General features: G+C 63.2%; 15 protein-coding genes. 8 read left to right on the top strand and 7 right to left on the bottom strand.

Translation table 11 applies throughout. The features are described 5' to 3' along the window. Window positions 1–115 precede the first annotated feature (115 nt). Genes P3T20_RS11860 through P3T20_RS11845 form a run of 4 tightly spaced genes read left to right on the top strand, consistent with a single transcriptional unit; the run spans window position 116 to window position 5,405 of the window. A complete protein-coding gene (locus tag P3T20_RS11860) occupies window positions 116–607 on the top strand; it encodes an NAD(P)H-dependent oxidoreductase subunit E (protein WP_429286962.1) in 492 nt (163 codons plus the stop codon). After that, complete coding sequence (locus P3T20_RS11855) at window positions 604–2,175, top strand: formate dehydrogenase beta subunit (protein WP_429286961.1); 1,572 nt, start codon at window positions 604–606, stop codon at window positions 2,173–2,175. Before P3T20_RS11860 ends, P3T20_RS11855 begins: the two co-directional genes overlap by 4 nt. A gap of 14 nt (window positions 2,176–2,189) precedes the next feature. Then, window positions 2,190–5,144 carry a formate dehydrogenase subunit alpha gene (fdhF, locus tag P3T20_RS11850; protein WP_429286960.1) on the top strand — a complete coding sequence of 985 codons (2,955 nt, stop codon included), beginning with the start codon at window positions 2,190–2,192 and terminating at the stop codon, window positions 5,142–5,144. 9 nt (window positions 5,145–5,153) lie between these two features. Then, window positions 5,154–5,405, top strand: coding sequence for a formate dehydrogenase subunit delta (locus tag P3T20_RS11845; protein ID WP_429286959.1), 252 nt, complete (start codon window positions 5,154–5,156; stop codon window positions 5,403–5,405). Between the two features lie 60 nt (window positions 5,406–5,465). On the opposite strand, the gene P3T20_RS11840 is transcribed toward P3T20_RS11845, so the two are convergent. The 3 genes from P3T20_RS11840 to P3T20_RS11830 all read right to left on the bottom strand — a co-directional run bounded on the left by P3T20_RS11840 (window position 5,466) and on the right by P3T20_RS11830 (window position 8,876). Then, window positions 5,466–7,301, bottom strand: a complete 1,836-nt coding sequence (locus P3T20_RS11840) for an FAD-dependent monooxygenase (protein ID WP_429286958.1) — start codon at window positions 7,299–7,301, stop codon at window positions 5,466–5,468. A gap of 79 nt (window positions 7,302–7,380) precedes the next feature. Next, entirely contained in the window at window positions 7,381–8,538 is a 1,158-nt protein-coding gene (locus P3T20_RS11835) for a cation diffusion facilitator family transporter (protein ID WP_429286957.1), read from the bottom strand. Further along, window positions 8,535–8,876: an ArsR/SmtB family transcription factor gene (locus P3T20_RS11830; protein ID WP_429286956.1), complete on the bottom strand. Its 342-nt coding sequence runs from the start codon at window positions 8,874–8,876 to the stop codon at window positions 8,535–8,537. The genes P3T20_RS11835 and P3T20_RS11830 overlap by 4 nt, the downstream gene beginning before the upstream one ends. 119 nt (window positions 8,877–8,995) lie before the next feature. Between P3T20_RS11830 and P3T20_RS11825 the strand changes: the two genes are divergently transcribed. After that, window positions 8,996–10,843, top strand: coding sequence for a tetratricopeptide repeat protein (locus P3T20_RS11825; protein WP_429286986.1), 1,848 nt, complete (start codon window positions 8,996–8,998; stop codon window positions 10,841–10,843). An 88-nt stretch (window positions 10,844–10,931) separates the two neighbouring features. Here P3T20_RS11825 and P3T20_RS11820 read toward each other — a convergent pair whose 3' ends face one another. Continuing rightward, complete coding sequence (locus tag P3T20_RS11820) at window positions 10,932–12,227, bottom strand: MFS transporter (RefSeq protein WP_074265956.1); 1,296 nt, start codon at window positions 12,225–12,227, stop codon at window positions 10,932–10,934. Window positions 12,228–12,546: 319 nt separating this feature from the next. On the opposite strand from P3T20_RS11820, the gene P3T20_RS11815 reads away from it, so the two are divergent. Beyond that, window positions 12,547–13,068, top strand: a complete 522-nt coding sequence (locus P3T20_RS11815; protein WP_074263698.1) for a GNAT family N-acetyltransferase — start codon at window positions 12,547–12,549, stop codon at window positions 13,066–13,068. 20 nt (window positions 13,069–13,088) lie between these two features. Here P3T20_RS11815 and P3T20_RS11810 read toward each other — a convergent pair whose 3' ends face one another. The 3 genes from P3T20_RS11810 to P3T20_RS11800 form a co-directional block, all read right to left on the bottom strand. Continuing rightward, window positions 13,089–13,826 carry a DUF2968 domain-containing protein gene (locus tag P3T20_RS11810; RefSeq protein ID WP_429286955.1) on the bottom strand — a complete coding sequence of 246 codons (738 nt, stop codon included), beginning with the start codon at window positions 13,824–13,826 and terminating at the stop codon, window positions 13,089–13,091. Window positions 13,827–14,087: 261 nt separating this feature from the next. Next, window positions 14,088–15,626, bottom strand: a complete 1,539-nt coding sequence (locus P3T20_RS11805) for a gamma-glutamyl-gamma-aminobutyrate hydrolase family protein (protein ID WP_429286954.1) — start codon at window positions 15,624–15,626, stop codon at window positions 14,088–14,090. A gap of 139 nt (window positions 15,627–15,765) precedes the next feature. Next, window positions 15,766–17,523 (bottom strand): cation:proton antiporter, encoded by a 1,758-nt coding sequence (locus P3T20_RS11800; RefSeq protein ID WP_074263695.1) that lies wholly within the window; start codon window positions 17,521–17,523, stop codon window positions 15,766–15,768. A gap of 170 nt (window positions 17,524–17,693) precedes the next feature. Between P3T20_RS11800 and P3T20_RS11795 the strand changes: the two genes are divergently transcribed. Together P3T20_RS11795 and P3T20_RS11790 are read left to right on the top strand one after the other, a co-directional pair. Then, window positions 17,694–18,389 carry a DUF2848 domain-containing protein gene (locus P3T20_RS11795; protein ID WP_429286953.1) on the top strand — a complete coding sequence of 232 codons (696 nt, stop codon included), beginning with the start codon at window positions 17,694–17,696 and terminating at the stop codon, window positions 18,387–18,389. A gap of 7 nt (window positions 18,390–18,396) precedes the next feature. After that, window positions 18,397–19,758 carry an MFS transporter gene (locus tag P3T20_RS11790; protein ID WP_074263693.1) on the top strand — a complete coding sequence of 454 codons (1,362 nt, stop codon included), beginning with the start codon at window positions 18,397–18,399 and terminating at the stop codon, window positions 19,756–19,758. The last annotated feature ends 53 nt before the right edge of the window (window positions 19,759–19,811 follow it).

The following is a 19,811-nucleotide window of genomic DNA, read 5'->3' as shown; positions in this document are numbered from 1 at the left end:
TGCGAAAGGCCCTTCACCCGCCTATCGTTCGACGTATACACACGAAACGAATGAAGCATACGTGCACACTTTATGAAATACAAGTGCATATTAGACTTCGGAGGAGCCCCCCACTTTGGACGATTCCAACGCAATCGCACCTGAGCAACTGGTGCAGCGTCACGCACTCCCCGGCCGCTCTCTGCTGGCCGTGCTGCACGCCATCCAGGACGAGCTTGGCTTTGTGCCTCCCGCTACCGTCGCGCCGCTCGCGCGGGCGATGAACCTGTCGCGGGCGGAAGTGCATGGCGTGCTCACCTACTACCACCACTTCCGTACTCGCGCGGCCGCGCCGGTCACCGTACAACTGTGCCGCGCCGAGGCTTGCCGCAGCATGGGCACCGAGGCGCTGGCGCAGCACATCGAAGCGCACACCGGGTGCCGCTTCGACGTCGAACCGCGGCATGGCGAGCCTGCGGTCGTCGAACTCGAATCGGTGTATTGCCTCGGTCAATGCGCGCTGTCGCCGGCGTTGACGATCAACGGCACGTTGCACGCAAAGCTCACATCGTCGAAGTTCGACGCACTGCTTGCCGCTGAGGTGAAACGCGTGGAGGAAACGGCATGACGCGCATCTACGTTCCTCGCGATTCAGCCGCGCTTGCACTCGGCGCCGATGCGCTCGCCGATGCGATTGCACGTGAAGCAGCCCAGCGCGGTATCGCCATCGAACTGATCCGCAACGGCTCGCGCGGCTTGCTGTGGCTCGAGCCACTTGTCGAAGTCGCCACACCGCGCGGACGGGTCGGCTATGCCAACGTCGACGCAGCTGAGGTCGCATCGTTGTTCGACGCGGGATTCGTTGACGCGAGCTTCGACGGCAGCGCTCATCCGCGCCATGTGGGCATCGTCGAGGAGATTCCGTATCTGCAGAAGCAGCAGCGTTTGACCTTCGCGCGCATCGGCATCACCGATCCATTGTCGACCGACGACTACCTCGCGCATGGCGGCCTCGAAGGTTTGAAGCAGGCCCTCGCCGCCGATGGCGACGCCGCCTGCGAAGCGCTGATCGAATCAGGTCTGCGCGGCCGCGGCGGCGCGGCGTTTCCCGCCGGCATCAAATGGCGCACGGTGCGCGGTGCAAAAGCAGCCCAGAAGTACATCGTCTGCAACGCAGACGAAGGCGATTCCGGCACGTTCTCCGACCGCCTCATCATGGAAAGCGATCCGTATGTATTGATCGAAGGCATGATCATCGCGGGGATCGTGACGGGTGCGACGCTAGGCTACATCTACGTACGCAGCGAGTATCCGCATGCGATCGCGACGCTCGAAGCCGCTATCGAACGCGCAAGCGACGCCGGCTGGCTCGGCGACAGTGTGCTCGGCTCCGCTCACCGCTTCGAACTCCAGGTCGCCAAAGGCGCCGGCGCTTACGTCTGCGGCGAGGAAACTGCGCTGCTCGAATCGCTCGAAGGCAAGCGCGGCATCGTAAGGGCCAAGCCGCCCGTGCCGGCCCTGGTGGGTCTGTTCGGACAGCCAACGGTCATCAACAACGTCATCACGCTCGCCACCGTACCGATTATCTTCGCCCGCGGCGCGGCGTTCTATAAAAACTTCGGCATGGGCCGCTCGCGTGGCACGCTGCCGTTCCAGCTCGCTGGCAACATCAGACAGGGCGGCCTCGTGGAACTCGCGTTCGGCGTGACGCTGCGCGAATTGATCTACGACTACGGCGGCGGTACCGCAAGCGGTCGGCCCGCCCGCGCCGTGCAAGTAGGCGGCCCGCTCGGCACTTATCTGCCTGAGAGCCAGTGGGGCATTCCGCTCGATTACGAAGCGTACGCCGCGGTCGGCGCGGTCGTCGGTCACGGCGGCATCGTGGTGCACGACGATACCTCGAATCTCGCGGAACTGGCGCAATATGCCATGCACTTCTGCGCGCTCGAATCGTGCGGCAAATGCACACCATGCCGGATCGGCTCGACGCGCGGCGTCGAAGTAATCGCGCGGATTCGCAACGGCGATACGTCGACGCGCCAGGTGCAATTGCTGCGTGACCTCTGCGACACGATGGTGTCGGGCTCGCTCTGCGCGATGGGCGGTATGACGCCCTACCCGGTGCTGTCCGCACTCGACCATTTCCCCGAAGACTTCGGTCTCGACGCCGTCCAGCCCAACGCGGCGGCGGCCTGATCATGGAGCCCACCATGTCCGACGCGCTCAAATCCACTGCCGGCGGTTGCGGCTCCGGCAACTGCGCATGCAAGACTCAAGCGCAGGTGCAACGAAGCACGCAACCCCGCTCGCCCTTCGACGACACCGATTACGGCACGCCGCTGCGCCACGCCGATATAGACGTGACGCTGGAAATCGACGGCCAGGCTGTCACCGTGCCGGCCGGCACCTCCGTCATGCGGGCCGCGATCGAAGCTGGCGTTAACGTGCCAAAGCTATGCGCCACCGATTCACTCGAACCATTTGGCTCGTGCCGCCTGTGCCTCGTCGAGATCGAAGGCAAACGCGGCTATCCGGCCTCGTGCACGACACCTGTCGAAGCAGGCATGAAAGTTCGCACGCAGACGGACCGCCTGCAGTCGCTGCGCCGCAATGTGATGGAGCTGTACATCTCCGATCACCCGCTCGACTGTCTGACCTGTCCCGCCAACGGCGATTGCGAACTGCAGGACATGGCGGGCGTGACGGGCTTGCGCGAAGTGCGTTACGGCTTTGACGGCGCGAACCATCTGAAAGACAAGAAGGACGAATCGAATCCGTACTTCACCTACGATCCGTCGAAGTGCATCGTCTGCAATCGCTGCGTGCGTGCCTGCGAAGAAACGCAAGGCACATTCGCGCTGACGATCGCCGGCCGCGGTTTCGAATCGCGCGTCGCCGCGAGCGAAAACACGCCGTTCATGGAATCGGAATGCGTCTCGTGCGGCGCCTGCGTGGCCGCCTGCCCGACCGCGACACTGCAGGAAAAGAGCGTCGTGATGCTGGGCCAGGCCGAACACTCGGTCGTGACTACGTGTGCGTATTGCGGTGTCGGCTGCTCGTTCAAGGCGGAAATGAAGGGCAGCCAGGTCGTGCGCATGGTGCCGAACAAAAACGGCCAGGCCAACGAAGGTCACGCCTGCGTGAAGGGCCGTTTTGCGTGGGGCTATGCCACCCACAAGGACCGCATTACGAAACCGATGATCCGCGCAAAGATCACCGATCCGTGGCGCGAAGTGAGTTGGGAAGAAGCGCTCGGCTATGCGGCCTCGGAGTTTCGCCGCATCCAGGCGAAGCACGGACGTGATTCGATCGGCGGCATCACCTCGTCGCGCTGCACGAATGAAGAAACGTACCTGGTGCAAAAACTCGTACGTGCTGCGTTCGGCAATAACAATGTCGATACGTGCGCGCGCGTCTGCCATTCGCCAACAGGTTACGGCCTGAAGACCACGCTTGGCGAATCCGCGGGCACGCAGACCTTCGCGTCCGTCGACAAGGCCGACGTCATCATGGTGATCGGCGCGAATCCGACCGACGGTCACCCGGTGTTCGGCTCGCGTCTGAAGCGCCGCGTGCGTGAAGGCGCGAAGCTGATCGTGGTCGATCCGCGCCGCATCGATATCGTCGATACGCCGCACGTCAAGGCGTCGCACCATCTGCAATTGCGGCCGGGCACGAACGTCGCCGTCGTGAACGCGCTCGCCCATGTGATCGTCACGGAAGGTTTGCTCAACGAAGCGTTTATCGCCGAGCGCTGCGACACGCGCGCGTTCGATCAATGGCGTGCGTTTGTCGCACTGCCGGAAAACGCGCCGGAGGCCACCGCTGAGATTACCGGCGTGCCCGCCGAGAACGTGCGCGAAGCCGCCCGCATCTACGCAAACGGCGGCAACGCCGCAATCTACTACGGCCTGGGCGTCACCGAGCACGCGCAGGGCTCGACCATGGTGATGGGAATCGCCAACCTCGCGATGGCCACCGGCAACATCGGCCGCGAAGGCGTTGGTGTGAATCCGCTGCGTGGCCAGAACAACGTGCAGGGTTCCTGCGACATGGGCTCGTTCCCGCACGAACTGCCCGGCTACCGCCACATTAGCGACACCACCACGCGCAGCCTCTTCGAAGAGGCCTGGAACGTCACACTGCAACCGGAACCGGGCCTGCGCATTCCCAACATGTTCGACGCCGCGCTCGACGGCAGCTTCAAGGGACTCTATTGCCAGGGCGAAGACATCGTGCAGTCCGATCCGAACACGCATCATGTGTCGGCAGCGCTGTCGTCGATGGAATGCATCGTCGTGCAGGACATCTTCCTGAACGAAACCGCGAAATACGCCCATGTGTTGCTGCCTGGCTCGTCATTCCTCGAAAAGGACGGCACCTTCACGAACGCCGAGCGCCGTATTTCGCGCGTGCGCAAGGTGATGCCGCCGATTCCCGGCTACGCGGACTGGGAAGTCACCGTGATGCTGGCCCGCGCGCTCGGCTATGAAATGGATTACGCGCATCCGTCCGAGATCATGGACGAAATTGCGCGTCTCACGCCGACCTTCCATGGCGTCTCGTATGCGAAGCTCGACCAGCTCGGCAGCATCCAGTGGCCATGCAACGACAACGCCCCGGACGGCACACCGACAATGCACATCGACACCTTCGTGCGCGGCAAGGGCAAATTCGTCATCACGAAGTTCATTGCCTCGCCGGAAAAGGTCACGCGCAAATTCCCGTTGATTCTCACTACCGGACGCATCCTGTCGCAATACAACGTGGGTGCGCAGACACGTCGTACCGAGAACTCGCGCTGGCACGACGAGGACCGCCTGGAAATCCATCCGCACGATGCAGAAGAGCGCGGCATCAAGATGGACGACTGGGTCGGCATCGAATCGCGCGCGGGACAGACGGTGTTGCGTGCGAAAGTCACCGAGCGGATGCAGCCTGGCGTCGTTTATACGACGTTCCACTTCCCCGAATCGGGCGCCAACGTAATCACCACCGAGAGCTCCGACTGGGCCACCAATTGCCCCGAATACAAGGTGACCGCCGTGCAGGTCATGCCAGTGGAACAGCCGTCGCAATGGCAGCAGGACTATTCGCGTTTCAACACGGAGCAGCTCGATTTGCTGCGCCAGCGCGAACTGGCCAATGTCACCTCGGGCAAATGAGGGCGCGCCATGGATGAACAGAACCTGATCGAGATGGCCAACCGGATCGGCGATTTTTTCGATTCGATGCCGGACCGTGAAGAGGCACTCGCCGGCATCGCCGATCACATTCGCCGTTTCTGGGAACCGCGGATGCGGCGCGCGCTGCTGGCGGCGGTTGACCGGCCGGATGCGGGTGGATTGGCGATATCGCCGATCGTCAAAGAGGCTTTGCTCGCGAATCGCGTTCAGTTGACGCCAGCGGCGGCCTCGGCCGCTTAGGTGCTGGAAGAAGACGCTTTCCGGCTTCTATCTCCACGCCGTGCGCTGTCGCAGCCTCAGCTAGTCGCCTGCTGCTGCGTCATGTTGCGTCGTGCTCTTTGCAAACCACGCTTCACAGTGGCGCAGCAGGCCGTTCACATCTGACGCTGGCCGCCCGCGCGCGCAGATGTAGCCATCCGGGCGCACCAGATAGAACGCCGGCCGTGTGCGTCCGTAGGACTCCGAGAGTGACGGCGCACCCTCGCCTTCCATATCGCTGACCCGCCAGATACGCACGGCGCCAGGCAACAACCGCTCGATGTCCGCGCTCAGCCGGTCAAGATCCGCATCGCGCGTCGCGTGTCGGCTCGCGGGTGGATCGAGCGGCGCTTCATCGGGACTCTCTGGCTCCAGCAGCAGAAACAGCGAGAAAAACGCCGGATCGTGCAGATCGAAAATGCAGCCGATACCAGGCGCCCGCCCAAGCGGTCCGTCGACCACATGCACGAGCGCGTCCGGCGCACGCTCGCCCGCGCGCGGACCGCCGTCGAGCACCCGCTCGAGCGTGAGGGGGCTGCGCCGGTACTGGATCGCCAGTTCGCTGATCGTGAGGCGCGCGGCATCGCGCAGCGGACCCAGCGCGGCAAGTGCGGGCATCACACGTTCGCGCAACAGTTTGAGCGGCCCGTGATCAGCCTCTGCCAGTTGCGTGACGAAGCTGGTCTGCCGCAACACATCGCGTTCGATCGGATGCCGCTCCAGATGATAAGAGTCGAGCAGGCGGTCCGGCGCACCGCCGCGAATCACGCGGGCCAGTTTCCAGCCCAGGTTGAATGCTTCCTGGATCCCCGTGTTCATCCCCTGCGCGCCCGCCGGACTATGGACATGCGCCGAGTCGCCCGCGAGGAACACGCGGTCGACCCGCAATTGTTCGACCATGCGCCGGTTCAGATGGAAACGTGCCGACCACTTCAGGTCTTCGAATCTCACCGGGTGATGAATACGCCGGGCCGCAAGCAGGCGGCATTCTTCGAGCGAGGGCGAGGACGCGAATCCGGGTGCGGCGAAGGCTCCCTGCGCCTGATCCGGGGAAGCAACCGATGCTGCCGCAGAGCCGGTAGAAGACGCGGATGCGTCGCCATTGGCCGCGCCCGCCGAGTCTCGACCGCCTGACGAATCCGGCTGCACCGGCGCCGCGCCAGACTCCGGCGAGACAGGCATCGCGGGATGATCGGCAATCAGCCGGTAACGCTGCCCGCCCATCGGGAACAATCCCGCGAGCCCTTCGCCCGACGCGAAGATATGAAACTCGTCATCGGACCAGTCCGTGTCGGCATGCAGATCGGCCAGCAAAAAGGTCTGCTCGAAAGTCTTGCCGGCGAAGCTCATCCCGAGCCGGCGACGAATCGCGCTATGCGCGCCATCCGCAGCGATCAGATACGAAGGATGCATGGTTTCGCTGCCACCATCCGAGCGTTGCAAGGTCGCGCTGAGCCCATCCGGACCTTGCGCCAACTCCGTCAGCTCGACGCCGCGTTCGACGAGCACGCCGAGCGTCACGAGATGCGCGGTCAGCAAGCGTTCAGTAATGGACTGATCGAGGAACAGCACATACGGATAACGCGTCTGCAACGGATCGAAATCGAGGCGTGCAAGGCGCTGTCCATTGGAATAAAGATTCGCTGCGCGCGCCCGATGACCCAACGCGAGAAACGGCTCGACGAGACGATGCTGTTCAAGCAGTTCGAGCGTGCGCGCCTGGATGCCAATCGCGCGCGAGTGCGGATTGGGCTGCGACGCCTTGTCGATCAGACGCACGGGAACGTGTGCGCGCGCGAGGCTCATCGCTGCAGCGAGCCCGGTTGGGCCCGCCCCAACGACCAGCACTGGCGACGCATCGTATGAAGCGGCGGCCATGCGGATCTCCGGAGACCAACATGCCGCCTAGTGTACGCCGCTGCCCCGCGGCCTGACGGTGCAGCGCGTCAATCGCGTGTCAGTGCGCGTGCGGGTGTTCGAGGGCGCAATGGTGATGGCTGGTGCCGAGATCGACTTGCAACGTGGCGTGCTGCATCGCGAATTTTTCGCGCAGCGTGATCACGATGGCATCGACGACCGCGTCGCCCGGGTGGCCAGCTGGAATAACCAGATGCGCACTGAGCGCGTTGCCGGTGGTGGACAGGGCCCATACGTGCAGATCGTGCACATCCGTGACGCCCGGTTGACCTGCCAGGTACTCGCGGATGCCCGGCAGGTCGACGCCGGGCGGAACGGCATCGAGCGCAAGCCGCACGGAATCGCGCAGCAGTCCCCACGTGCCGTACACGACTACGGCGACGACGACGAGGCTCATCAACGGATCGAGCCAGCTCCAGCGGGTGGCGATAATGATGAGGCCGCTCACCGCGACGGCAGCCGAGATCAATGCGTCGCTCGCCATGTGCAGGAAAGCACCGCGGATATTGAGGTCTTCCTTCTGGCCGCGCATGAAAAGCCACGCCGAGAAACCGTTGACGAGCATGCCGACGGTGGCGACGACAAACACCGTCAGCCCCGCGACCGGCGCCGGGTTCAGCAGGCGGTTGACCGCTTCCGCGACGATCACGCCGCACGCGAATAGCAGCAAGCCCGCATTCACCAGCGAGGCGAGAATCGACGTGCTGCCATAGCCGAAGGTGTAGCGCGCCGAGGGCCGTCGCGTGGTGAGCCACATAGCGCCCCAGGCCAGCAGCAGGCCGAGCACGTCCGACAGGTTGTGGCCGGCGTCGGCGAGCAGCGCAGTCGAGTGAGCGATCACGCCGTAAATGGCCTGCACAAGGACGATCAGGACGTTCAGGGCGACCGCGATGGCGAAGGCGCGCCCGTTGCCCGCGGCCGGCGCGTGGTGATGGTGGTGGCCGCCGTGGCTGTGATTGTGGGCGTGAGAGTGGCCCTTGGCGTTCGAACGATCGTCGTCTGTGCCGTGGTCATGCGCGTGGTCGTGACCAACATCGCCATGCCCTGCGTGATCGTGTCCGTCTTGTTCTCCACGCGCGGCTTTACGCGCCGGCTCCCTGGCGTCCGCATCGTCTGCATCTAACCCATAAAGCCACATAGGCGCGTGATCGTCCTCGCGCTCCTCTGCGGGCCTGTCAGGGACGGGTGGTTTCGTCATGACTGATCCAGGGAAAATTCGCTCAGCGGTTCGGCCACGTGCTCGAGCATGCCCGCGAGCATGCCGCTAATGTGACGGTCCGCCGCGAGGTAGAACACCTGCTTGCCCTGGCGCTCCGCGCGCACAATGCGCGCCGCGCGCAACAGGCGCAGGTGATGGCTTACCAGCGATTGCGACAGCCCCAGCGATTCCGCAATCGCCCCCACCGCGCGCTGCTCGTCGACACACGCCAGCACGATACGCAAACGCGTTGGATCTCCGAGCAAACGGAACAGGTCGGCAAGCGGCGCTACAGGGTCGTCGCGGTCGTCAGTGGATAGGGGCAACATGGTCCGCATACATATGAACAAGCATTCATATGTTATAGATTTATCTCTTAAAGGTCAAACCGTGGGTGCGGGGTCACGAGTGTGGGAAAATGCGACATTTGCCTTACAAGATCTGCCCTTCCCCCGTCATGGAACCCCTGTTTGAAAGCGCCTACGCGGCGCATCGTGACGGCCGCCTCGATGACGCCGAGCGCGGCTATCGCGCCGCGCTGGATAGCGATCCTGCGAACGTCGATGCACTCCACCTGCTCGGCGTGCTACGGCATCAGCTTGGTCAGCACGCCGAAGCGGCCGACCTGGTCGGCCGCGCGGCACATCTGCGTCCGCAAGATGCTGCCTTGCAGCTGAATCTCGGCAACGCGCTGAAGGCACTGGGGCAAATCGATGGGGCAATCGAGCGCTTTCGCAACGCGCTCACGCTCGCACCCGCTTTTCCACTGGCGCACTACAACCTCGGCAACGCCTATGCCGCGGCGGGGCGTCACGCGGACGCGGCGGATGCGTTCCAGAAGTCGCTGCGCCTGCAGCCGGACAACGCGTCGACGCACAACAATCTGGGCAACGCGCTGCACGCGCTCGGACACCACGAAGAAGCGATCGCTTCGTTCCAGCGGGCGCTCGAACTACACCCAGGTCACGCGGGAGCGCACAACAATCTGGGCATGGCGCTCAATGCACTCGGAAAGTCCAACGAGGCCGTGCTTCAATTTCGTGAGGCAATCTCGGCGCAACCACGCTTCGTCGCGGCGCACTTCAATCTCGCCAACACGCTCGACGCCACGGGCCAGCACGAACAGGCGCTCGTTGCGTTCGAGGCCGTGCTCGCACTGGAGCCACAACTGCCGCCGGCGCTGTTTGGCCTGGGCAATACGCTCGCAGCATTAGGGCGTCACACGGAGGCACTGTTGCGCTTCGAGCGGGTCGTGGGCCTCGATCCGAAGTTTGCCCTCGCCTGGCTAAGCCTCGGCACCACGCATCACGCGCTTGGGGGTCATGCGGCGGCTGTACGCGCCTTCGACCAGGCGTTGCGGCTACGGCCCGATCTGGCGTCGGCTCATATGAACCGCGCGGTCGCCTGGCTCACGCTCGGCGATTTCGAACGCGGGCTGCCCGAATACGAATGGCGCCTCAAGGCCATGGCACAACGTGAGCCGCAGACATTGCCCCGCTGGCAAGGCGAGCCGATCGAAGAGCGCACGCTGTTCGTGCACGCCGAACAAGGTTTCGGCGACACGCTGCAATTCGCGCGCTTCGTGCCGATTGCTGCGCAGCGCGCGGCGCGCGTCGTGCTCGAAGTTCAGCCCCAACTCGTGCCGATCCTCGCGCCGGCCGCGCTCGAATGGCGTGTGAAACTGATCGCCCAAGGGACACCACGCCCGCCTGCCGATCTGCAATGTCCGCTGTTGAGTCTGCCCCTCGCGCTCGGCATTAGCCGTGAGACGATTCCAGCGCGCACGCCCTACCTCAGCGTGCCCCCCTCGTACCGGCGCAAGTGGCGCGGTTCGCTCGGCGGTCACGCTAAACGCAAAATCGGCCTCGCGTGGTCAGGCCGCATCCAGCAACATGAAAACCGCACGATGCCGCTCGCTGCGCTCGAACCGCTGTTCGCGCTCGAAGGAATCGACTGGATCATCTTGCAGCCCGATCTCAGCGCAGCGGAATGCGCTACGCTGGAGAGCCATGCGCGTGCCGGCAACATTCATCGCTTCGACCAGCGCATCGGCGATTTCGCCGACACGGCTGCGATCATCGAACGGCTCGACGCCGTCGTCTCGATCGACACGTCGATCGCCCACCTGAGCGGCGCCTTGCGCAAACCGCTGTGGCTGATGCTGCCGTTTGCCGCCGACTGGCGCTGGTTCGTCGACGAACCGCGCAGCCCCTGGTACCCGGGCTTCCATCTGGTCCGTCAGCCGCAACCGGGCGCGTGGGCGGAAGTGGTCGAGAAGGTCGCACGCGAGCTTCGCGACGCGTAACGATTCAACAAGGTCGACAAAGGGTCTACAAAGAAAAACCCCACGCTTTTGCAAGCGTGGGGTTTTTCCTTTTCAGAACCCTGCCGCTCTAGGCCGCGCGGTACTGATTGCGCGACTCAGGCGTGCGATACAGAACCAGCGTCGCGATCAAACCGCAGATTGCAGCGAGACCGAGCCACAGGCCAGGCGCAGCCTTGTTGCCCGTCGAATGAATCAGCAACGTCGAGATCGCCGGCGTGAAACCACCGATGGTCGTGGCAAGGCTGTACGCCAGCGAGAAACCTGCCGTACGCACTTCGACCGGCATCACTTCGGTCAACGCCACCACCATCGCGCCGTTGTAGCTGCCGTACAGGAACGAGAGCCACAGTTCGACAGCCAGCAGGCGCGCGAACGAAGGATCCGCCACCAGCCATTGCACCGCCGGATACGCTGTGAGGATGGTCAGAATCGTGAACACCAGCAGCACCGGACGACGCCCGATGCGGTCCGATATCGCGCCCGCCAGCGGCAGCCAGACGAGATTCGACAGGCCGATACAGACCGTGACAACCAGTGCGTCGATCGCCGACAGCTTGAGCACTTCCTTGCCGAACGTCGGCGTATAAGCGGTGATCATGTAGAACGACACCGTCGTCATGATCACCATGCCCATGCCGGCGAGCACGACGCCCCAGTTTTCGAGCATCGACTTCATGATCTCGCCCATGCCCGGGCGATGCTTGCGCGCGGCAAATTCCTCGGTTTCCTGCAGCGAACGGCGGATCAGGAACAGGAACGGCACGATCAGACAGCCGATCAGGAACGGCACACGCCAGCCCCATGCGCTCATCTGCTCGACCGGCAGGATCTGGTGCAGGACCACGCCGATCAGCGCCGCAAACACGACAGCGACCTGCTGGCTACCCGACTGCCACGAACAGTAGAAGCCCTTGTTGCCCTTGGTAGCGATTTCCGAGAGGTAGACCGACACGCCGCCCAGTTCCACGCCGGCGGAGAAGCCTTGCAACAGGCGTCCTAGCAGGACGAGCACTGGCGCGAGGATGCCGATCGTCGCATAGCCCGGAATGGCCGCAACCGTCAGTGTGCCGAGCGCCATCAGGCCAAGCGTCAACATCAGACCCTTGCGGCGGCCGTGGTGGTCGATGTAGGCACCGAGCACGATGGCGCCGAGCGGCCGCATCAGGAAGCCCGCGCCGAATACCGACAGCGACAGCATCAGCGATGCGAAGTCGCTGCCACCCGGGAAATAGGTCTTGGCAATCGCCGAAGCGTAATAGCCGTAGACCATGAAATCGTACATCTCCAGGAAGTTGCCGCTGACGACGCGGAAAACTGTCCGGACTTTCGATTCACTGGAAGTTGCATGAGACGCAGTTGACATGACACTCTCAAAATAGCCCGGCGCCGGAGCCGATCCGGCATGATTGGGCAGTTGCAAACACTTCACCGCGTCGGCGAGCAGATGCCACTGGCGAGGGAGACTTTTCTGGAATAAACGAACGCGCCAGGGGCGCTGCATTTTGATGCCGCATACATTGCGACGGTATAAGGGTAAACCTTAGGTTGCCGGCGCACTGCAAGCTGATTCGAATGTTACCGTTCCTCGCTCGAACTTGCAGTCAAGATGGGCAATGATCGCGCCCTTAGCCTTGCTCGCAGTACACTTTGAGCTTTCCAGCCCTTACATGACCGTCCCATTGATGTCCAACGCCAGCGCTCTTTCTTTGCGCCCCGCGACCACACTCGACGCCGATCTGATCGCGTCGATTCATGCCGCCAGCTGGCAAGCCACCTACCGGGGTCTGCTGCCCGATGCGTTTCTCGATGGCGAGGTGACGCGCGAACGCGCGGCGTACTGGCAGGCGCGCCTGAACGCGCCGGGCGCCGAACGGCGCAACGTGGTGATTGCAGAACGCGCGGGCGAGCCGATCGGTTTTGCGTGCGTCGAGCGCCAACCCGACTCGGCGTGGGGCGTGCTGCTCGATAACCTGCATGCGCTGCCTGGCCATCAGGGAATCGGTGTCGGCAAACTGCTGATGCAAGCCGCCGTCGACTGGACACGCGCTCAAGGCGAAAGCCGGCTGTATCTCTATGTGCTCGAGGGCAATACGCCGGCCATCGGCTTTTACGAGCGGCAAGGCTGGAAGTTCGCGGGCGCGGAGCCCGATCACATGGGCGGCGTGGACATCACCGCGTTGCGCTACGTGTACCAGCTGGATTGAACACTGCTGCCGGCGCCCGCTTATCTGGACTCTGGCAGTCCCGACTCGCTCTGGCGCTGCAACTGCAGCACCTGGTTCTGCACCTGGCGCAACTCGGCCTGCGCCTGTTCCTTCTGGGCGCGCAGTGCGGCTGCTTCCGTCTGCGTCTGGCGTTGATAGTCGTTGACCCTGGCCTGCTGGGTGCGGGCCACATCCAGATCGGCCTGCAAGCGCTTCGCGCGATCTTCCGACTGCGCAATCACATCTTCAATGAATGCCTTCTGCGCCTGCAATTGCGTGCGGCGAATTTCCACGTCGGCCAGTTGCGCGGTCTGCTGCACAAAGCCGGCGTAGACGGCCTCGGCGCGCGTGTCGTCTTGCGATTTGATGACCCGCCAGAAATGCTTGTCTTGAAATAACGCTACGTAGTACGTCATTTCTTGCGGATAGAAAAACAGACTCGCACCGTAGCTGCCGTTGTAGGTGGTGCGCAACTCGGTCAGTTGGGAGTCGTGGATCAGCTGCATCAGTTCCGCAACATTGCCTTGTGCATCGCCGCCCGCTGCAGCGCGTGCGTCCGCGCTCGTGGCGACGGCCGCCTGCAACGCGGCGGAAACGGGTTGAGGCGTCAACGAATTCATCGCCGGACGCGTTCCGACAACCGGCACCGAATCCATTGAACCGGCGCCCTCTTCTGCCAGCGCGAAACCACCATGCTGCAGCAACGCACACGTGGTCGCGAGCAGCATTGCGCGCCGTACAGTCAAGAGGTACTTCATACGTGCATGCTCCATGCGGATTCAAAATAGCTTTGGATTATCGCGCGTATTTGTGCCCAAGCGAAGCGTTCGTATGTGCCGCGACGGCACTTTAAATCGAGATAGATAGTAATCTTAAGATTCCATCGAATTGTCTCGCGCATCGCGAAAAAGCATCCTGTTTGACGGACGAAAAAAAGCGGCTCCGTTGGAAAACGGAACCGCTTTTCACGTCTTCGGCCCACGCACGGAGCCCAACAATTCTTTACAGAAAACGCACGCCTAGAAGCGCGTTTCGCGGGCCACGCGCAGAAAGGTATCCAGCAGCGGCGTGCAATCCAGTAACTCCGGTCCACCCGCGCGATGAAACTCCGGATGCCACTGCACGCCCATCACGAACGGCGCGCGTCGATAGCGAATCGCTTCGATGATGCCGTCCGAGGCCGATACCGCCTCGATATTGAGATCGCGCCCAATCGTCTTCACGGCCTGGTGGTGAATCGAATTGACGATTGCGTCGCGCCGGCCCGGAAACATGTTGGCGAGCGTCGAGCCGTCCGGAAAATGGATGCCATGGCGATGCTGGTCGTAGTGTTCGTTGACGTGCACGCCCGCGGTCGGCACATCTGTGGCGATATCTTGATAAAGAGTCCCGCCAAACGCCACATTGATCAGCTGACAGCCGCGGCATACGCCCAGCACCGGCTTGCCGGACTCGATGAATTCGTGCAACAGCTCCAGCTCATACATATCGCGCACGCGGTCGCCGGGCCACTCGGGGCTCGTCGCCTGTTCGGCATAGGACTGCGGCGAGACATCCGCGCCACCTTGCAACAACAGGCCATCGAGGTGCTTGGCGTAATCGCGCAGACGGATATTGCTCGGATGCAGCATGCCCTGATGGCCGACGGTTGGAATCATGAACACCAGCACGTCGCGCGACATCACCCAGTGCGCAATGGATTCTTCGAGGTATTGCAGCGTCTTCCCGCGCAGGCCTTTGGCGCCCGGCTCCGGATGGAAGATGCGGGCCGACACGCCAATGCGCAACGTCCGTTGCGTGATCCGTTGACCCGCCCTGTCGAAGATCTGGCGAGCCCGCGCCGCGATGATGCGGCCAAAAACCGACCACGCCGAATCAGTCTGCTTCAGATAGCGCGGCGGTGCCGGTGGCAATGCATTCGGCGGAGGAGGATTCGTTGCGGTGAAGTCCGGGGCAGCGCCAAAACCGGGCGGCACGGAGCTGGTTGCGCCGCGAGGAGCGGATGCCGTTGACGACCCGCTATCCGCAGCATCCGCTGAGGCAGTCTCCGTGGACGCCGCAGGCTGCGGGGCACGCGAACTGGACGGCGTGCCGTGTTTGGCCTGGGCAGCATCGCGCTTCTGCTTCACCTGGGCCTCCTGCTGCGCAGTCGACTCGGCAGCGGATGCGCGAGCTTCGGCGGCATCTTGTTGCTGGGCAGTGACAGGGTCGGCAGGGGTCACGGACGACGCGCTGATCGGATCGTCGGTCGAAGAACGCTCCGCGGCCTCTTCGGCCGCAAGGGAGGGTTCGGCTGACGCAGCAGAGATGTTCGGCGGTGACCCCGACGGAGGTAGTCCCGGTGGCACACCAGCCGTCGAATCAGCAGGCAAATCTTTGAGCGGCGACTGGATCGCATCCTCGTGTGAGGGGGGCAAGCTGACCTTCGGGGATGCGGGCGCGGTCTCGGCCGTTGACACGTCGGGCTTTGCAACGCCGGGCTTCGAAACCTCAGCCGGCGTGCCGGACGGGGACGGGGTGCCGGGCGTGCCGGCATTCTCTGGCTTGTTTTCGCTCATGACTGTCGGACGGGCGCCTTCCACGCGAACGAATGTGTATGACCTGATTATCCGCTACCGGGCGATGTGCGGCAAACCTGCACACAATTGCTCACATTGTTACGCAACACAGATCGTCGCGCCCGATAACGTCACTTATTTATGGATCAGGTTGTTCGTCGAAAGTTTCGCGCAATGCGATCTGCAGGGCCGCGTGGATCTTCACGCACCAGCGCCAGAGCAGCGTAACCAGAAGCGCTGCACATACCAGCACCACCACCAGCAACCCGGTGGGCGGCAGGATGCCGCCTGAAAGTGCCACCAGCAGCAGGAACACGCCGACCATCGAGACGATCGGCACAAGATCGGAAATCGCCGAGCGGATCGCACGCGTGAAGCGCCCGGCTTTCGCCGGCTGGACGCTGAGTTCGGCAAGCAGCAACGCGAGCGATTTGGTCTTGCGATACACGGCGACCAGAAACGGCAGCGACAGAAGCAACGCCGCGCTCCAAAGCACCACGCGTTGCAGTGGCTCAGAGGGTAGCCAACGGTCGAGTAACGGGTTCGCGTAGGACGCGCCGTACGTCACCGCGAGAAAGATCGCCACCACCAGCGCGAGGTTCACTGCAATCTGCAGAACGATCCGACGTGTGATGCTGAACGGTGTCGGCCCGCCGCCGGCCGGCCGCAGGCTCTCGAGCCATTGCGAGTACATGCCGAACACGTTGGCGACGGGACGTGGCATCGCACGTCCGAGGCGCTGCGTCAGCGGATCGGCGGCGCGGATCAGGTACGGTGTGAACAAGGTGGTCAGCGCCGACACGGCAACCGCAATCGGATAGAGAAACGCGCTCGTCACCTTCAGCGTGAGACCGAGCGAGGCAATGATGAAGGAGAACTCGCCAATCTGCGACACCGTCATGCCGACCCGCATCGCGGTGCGTCCGTCCTTGCCGGCGAGGAACGTGCCGAGGCCGCAGGAGACGATCTTGCCGACGATCACCGCGACCGTGATGACCGCAATCGGCCACGCGTAGTCGACCAGCACATGTGGGTTGAGCATCAGCCCGATGGTGACGAAGAAGATGGCCGAAAACGCATCGCGCAGCGGTGCAATCAGATGCTCGATACGACGCAGATGGCGCGACTCGGCCATGATTGCACCGATCAGAAACGCGCCGAGCGCGATGCTGTAATCGAGCTTGACGACCAAAAGGCAAAAGCCAAAGCAGAAGCCGAGCACGGACACAAGCAGCATCTCGTCGCTCCCCGAGCGCGCCACGTAATTGAGCGCACGCGGCACGACGAGTACCCCCACCACCAGCGATACCGTCATGAACAGCAGCAGTTTGCCTAGCGTGACGAGTGCGATACCCGCGCTCAACTGGCCCGTCTGCGCTATGCCCGACAGCAACACGAGCATCGCGATGGCGAGGATGTCCTCGACGATCAGAATCCCGAACACGAGTTGCGCAAAGCGCTCACGCTTGAGGCCGAGTTCCGATAGCGCCTTGACGATGATCGTCGTCGACGAGATAGCGAGGATCGCGCCGAGAAACAGCGAATCCATCGAACTCCAGCCGAACGCGCTGCCGATCTCGTAACCGAGCCACAGCATCAGCACGATCTCGGAGAGCGCCGCGACAATCGCCGTGGCGCCGACCTGAAACAGCTTGCGCAGGCTGAATTCCAGCCCCAGCGAAAACATCAGGAATACGACGCCGAGTTCGCCGAGCGTCTGGATGGTCTGCTCGTCGTGGATCAACTGGAACGGCGGGGTGTACGGTCCGATGATCACTCCCGCGGCGATATACCCAAGCACCACCGGCTGTTTCAGGCGATGGAACAGCACGGTGACGACGCCCGCGAGCGCCATGATCACCGCCAGGTCCTGAATGAAGCCAATTCCGTGGTGCATGAACAGATTTCCTTACAAATAGCTGTCGAAAAATCTGATAGTAACGCAGCTTGGCGACAGCGCACGTGTTGTGCGCTGCCCGAAAACCCTGTGGATTGTTTTTGACACGCTGGACGCCTGTGAAATATCACAATAATATTTGTCGAATATTCAGACGACGGAGCGCAGTAATGACGCAGTTATCGTTCAACGTATTCAACATAGGTGGCCGCGCGGAAACCAGCGCGCCGCTGATGATCGAGGTGAACCGTTTGACCATCGCCGGGTGGGCGGGACGCGACCGAGCGGCCATCGAACATCACATCGCCGAACTCGCCGAACTGGGCGTTAAGCGGCCCTCGACCACGCCCTGCTTCTACCGCCTCGGCGCGGAATTGCTGACGCAAGCCGAACAGATCGACGTGGTTGGCAGCCGTTCAAGCGGCGAGGCCGAGTGCGTGCTGGTGCAGTCGACGGCCGGCCTCCTTGTCACCGTCGGCTCGGATCACACCGACCGTGAGGTCGAGGCCTACGGCGTGACGGTGTCGAAGCAGGTGTGTCCGAAGCCGCTCGCCCGCGACGCGTGGCGCTTCGACGACGTCGCCGGCCATTGGGACCAGTTGCAATTGCGCGCCTTTGCGGTTGCCAACGGTGTGCGCAGGGTCTATCAGCAAGGCAGCGTCGCCTCGTTGCTGGCGGCATCGGACCTGCTCGAGCGTGCCCCGCTCGCAGCGGGTGCCGCCATGTTCTGCGGCACGCTTGCGGTCGAAGGCGGCATCGTCGGCATGGTCAACGGCGACGCGCTCGAACTCGAACTACACGACCCAGTGCTGAACCGCACGCTGCGCCACGCTTACCGCGTGCATGCGTTACCTATCGTCGAATGAGGCGCCCATGAACCCCGCCCCGCCGTCAGCCGAGTTGCGTGTGACCGCCCACACCGGGTCTTCCCAGGACGCTGCCATCGAAGCCAGCGCGCTGCGAAAAATCACCTGGCGCATCATGCCGTTCCTGTTTCTGGTCTACGTGCTGTCGTATCTCGATCGTGTCAACATCGGCTACGCGAAACTGCAGTTCACAGGCGACCTCGGCTTGTCGAACACCGCTTACGGACTCGGCGCAGGGATCTTCTTCTTCGGCTATTTCGTCTTCGAAGTGCCGAGCAACCTCCTGCTGAAGAAATTCGGCGCCCGCGCGACGATCGCCCGCATCACGATGCTGTGGGGCGCGCTATCGTGCGTGATGATGTTCGTACGCTCGGAGACAATGTTCTACGTGTTGCGCTTCCTGCTCGGCGTGGCGGAAGCCGGGCTCGTCCCGGGCGTCGTGCTGTACCTGACGTTCTGGTTTCCATCGGACCGGCGCGCCCGGATGGTGGCCGTGTTCATGGCGGCGATTCCGGTGGCGGGGATCATCGGTGCGCCGCTTTCGGGCTTCCTGATGTCGGCGCTGCACGAAGCCCACGGGCTACGCGGCTGGCAGTGGATGTTCCTGATCGAAGGCATTCCCTCGATCCTCGCCGGCTTCTGGGCGCTGGCCGTGCTGCGCAATACGCCCGCTGAAGCAGCCTGGCTCGATGACGAGGAAAAACGCGTCGTCCTCGCCCGGCTAGCACGCGAAAACAGCGCAGCGGCGTCCGCCGGCGCCGAACACAACCTGCGCGCCGCGCTGTGCTCCGGGCGCTTCTGGCTGCTGACACTGATCTACTTCTGTCTGGTCACGGGCAACGCCGGCTTCTCGTTCTGGTTGCCGCAGATCGTCAAGGATCTCGGCGTCACCAACCTGGTGAGCAACGGGTTCGTCACCGCCATCCCTTATCTGGCGGCAGGGATCGGCATGATCCTGATCGGCCGGTCGTCGGACGTCACCGGCGAGCGGCGCTGGCACTATGCCGTGTGCTGCTTCATCGGCGCGGCCGGGCTGCTCGGCAGCGCGTCGGTGACGAACTCGATTCCGCTGGCGGTGACCGGCCTGTCGATCGCCTATATCGGCATCCTCGCAGGCTTCGGCATTTTCTGGTCGATGTCGACCACGTTCCTGCAAGGCAGCGCCGCTGTGGCCGGCATCGCCGTGATCAACTCGATCGCCAATCTGGCCGGCTACGTCAGCCCGTATGTGCTCGGCGTCGTCAAGGATGCGACGCATAGCGTGACCTTCGGACTCGTGCTGATCGCGGGAGCGCTGATCGTCGGCGGACTCGTCACGTTGCTGATGCCGCGGGTCAAGGTGCCGCACGGCGTGGCGGAGCTCGCGTGAAGGCTCGACTACAATGCGGGCGAATGAGCTTCACCCTTGCACCTGACCTCGCC

It is taken from the genome of Paraburkholderia sp. GAS206C, assembly GCF_050435645.1.
Taxonomy (GTDB): Bacteria; Pseudomonadota; Gammaproteobacteria; order Burkholderiales; family Burkholderiaceae; genus Paraburkholderia; species Paraburkholderia phenazinium_B.
The sequence above is the reverse complement of the archived record's forward strand: the minus strand, read 5'-3'. Positions and strand labels throughout refer to the sequence as shown.

Excerpts from the sequence above, each read along its gene's own strand:
- P3T20_RS11810 (WP_429286955.1), bottom strand. The coding sequence starts at position 13,826 with ATGAAGTACCTCTTGACTGTACGGCGCGCAATGCTGCTCGCGACCACG.
- P3T20_RS11815 (WP_074263698.1), top strand. The coding sequence starts at position 12,547 with ATGTCCAACGCCAGCGCTCTTTCTTTGCGCCCCGCGACCACACTCGAC.
- P3T20_RS11790 (WP_074263693.1), top strand. The coding sequence starts at position 18,397 with ATGAACCCCGCCCCGCCGTCAGCCGAGTTGCGTGTGACCGCCCACACC.
- P3T20_RS11825 (WP_429286986.1), top strand. The coding sequence starts at position 8,996 with ATGGAACCCCTGTTTGAAAGCGCCTACGCGGCGCATCGTGACGGCCGC.
- fdhF (WP_429286960.1), top strand. The coding sequence starts at position 2,190 with ATGTCCGACGCGCTCAAATCCACTGCCGGCGGTTGCGGCTCCGGCAAC.
- P3T20_RS11800 (WP_074263695.1), bottom strand. The coding sequence starts at position 17,523 with ATGCACCACGGAATTGGCTTCATTCAGGACCTGGCGGTGATCATGGCG.
- P3T20_RS11830 (WP_429286956.1), bottom strand. The coding sequence starts at position 8,876 with ATGCGGACCATGTTGCCCCTATCCACTGACGACCGCGACGACCCTGTA.
- P3T20_RS11840 (WP_429286958.1), bottom strand. The coding sequence starts at position 7,301 with ATGGCCGCCGCTTCATACGATGCGTCGCCAGTGCTGGTCGTTGGGGCG.
- P3T20_RS11805 (WP_429286954.1), bottom strand. The coding sequence starts at position 15,626 with ATGAGCGAAAACAAGCCAGAGAATGCCGGCACGCCCGGCACCCCGTCC.
- P3T20_RS11820 (WP_074265956.1), bottom strand. The coding sequence starts at position 12,227 with ATGTCAACTGCGTCTCATGCAACTTCCAGTGAATCGAAAGTCCGGACA.
- P3T20_RS11795 (WP_429286953.1), top strand. The coding sequence starts at position 17,694 with ATGACGCAGTTATCGTTCAACGTATTCAACATAGGTGGCCGCGCGGAA.
- P3T20_RS11855 (WP_429286961.1), top strand. The coding sequence starts at position 604 with ATGACGCGCATCTACGTTCCTCGCGATTCAGCCGCGCTTGCACTCGGC.
- P3T20_RS11845 (WP_429286959.1), top strand. The coding sequence starts at position 5,154 with ATGGATGAACAGAACCTGATCGAGATGGCCAACCGGATCGGCGATTTT.
- P3T20_RS11835 (WP_429286957.1), bottom strand. The coding sequence starts at position 8,538 with ATGACGAAACCACCCGTCCCTGACAGGCCCGCAGAGGAGCGCGAGGAC.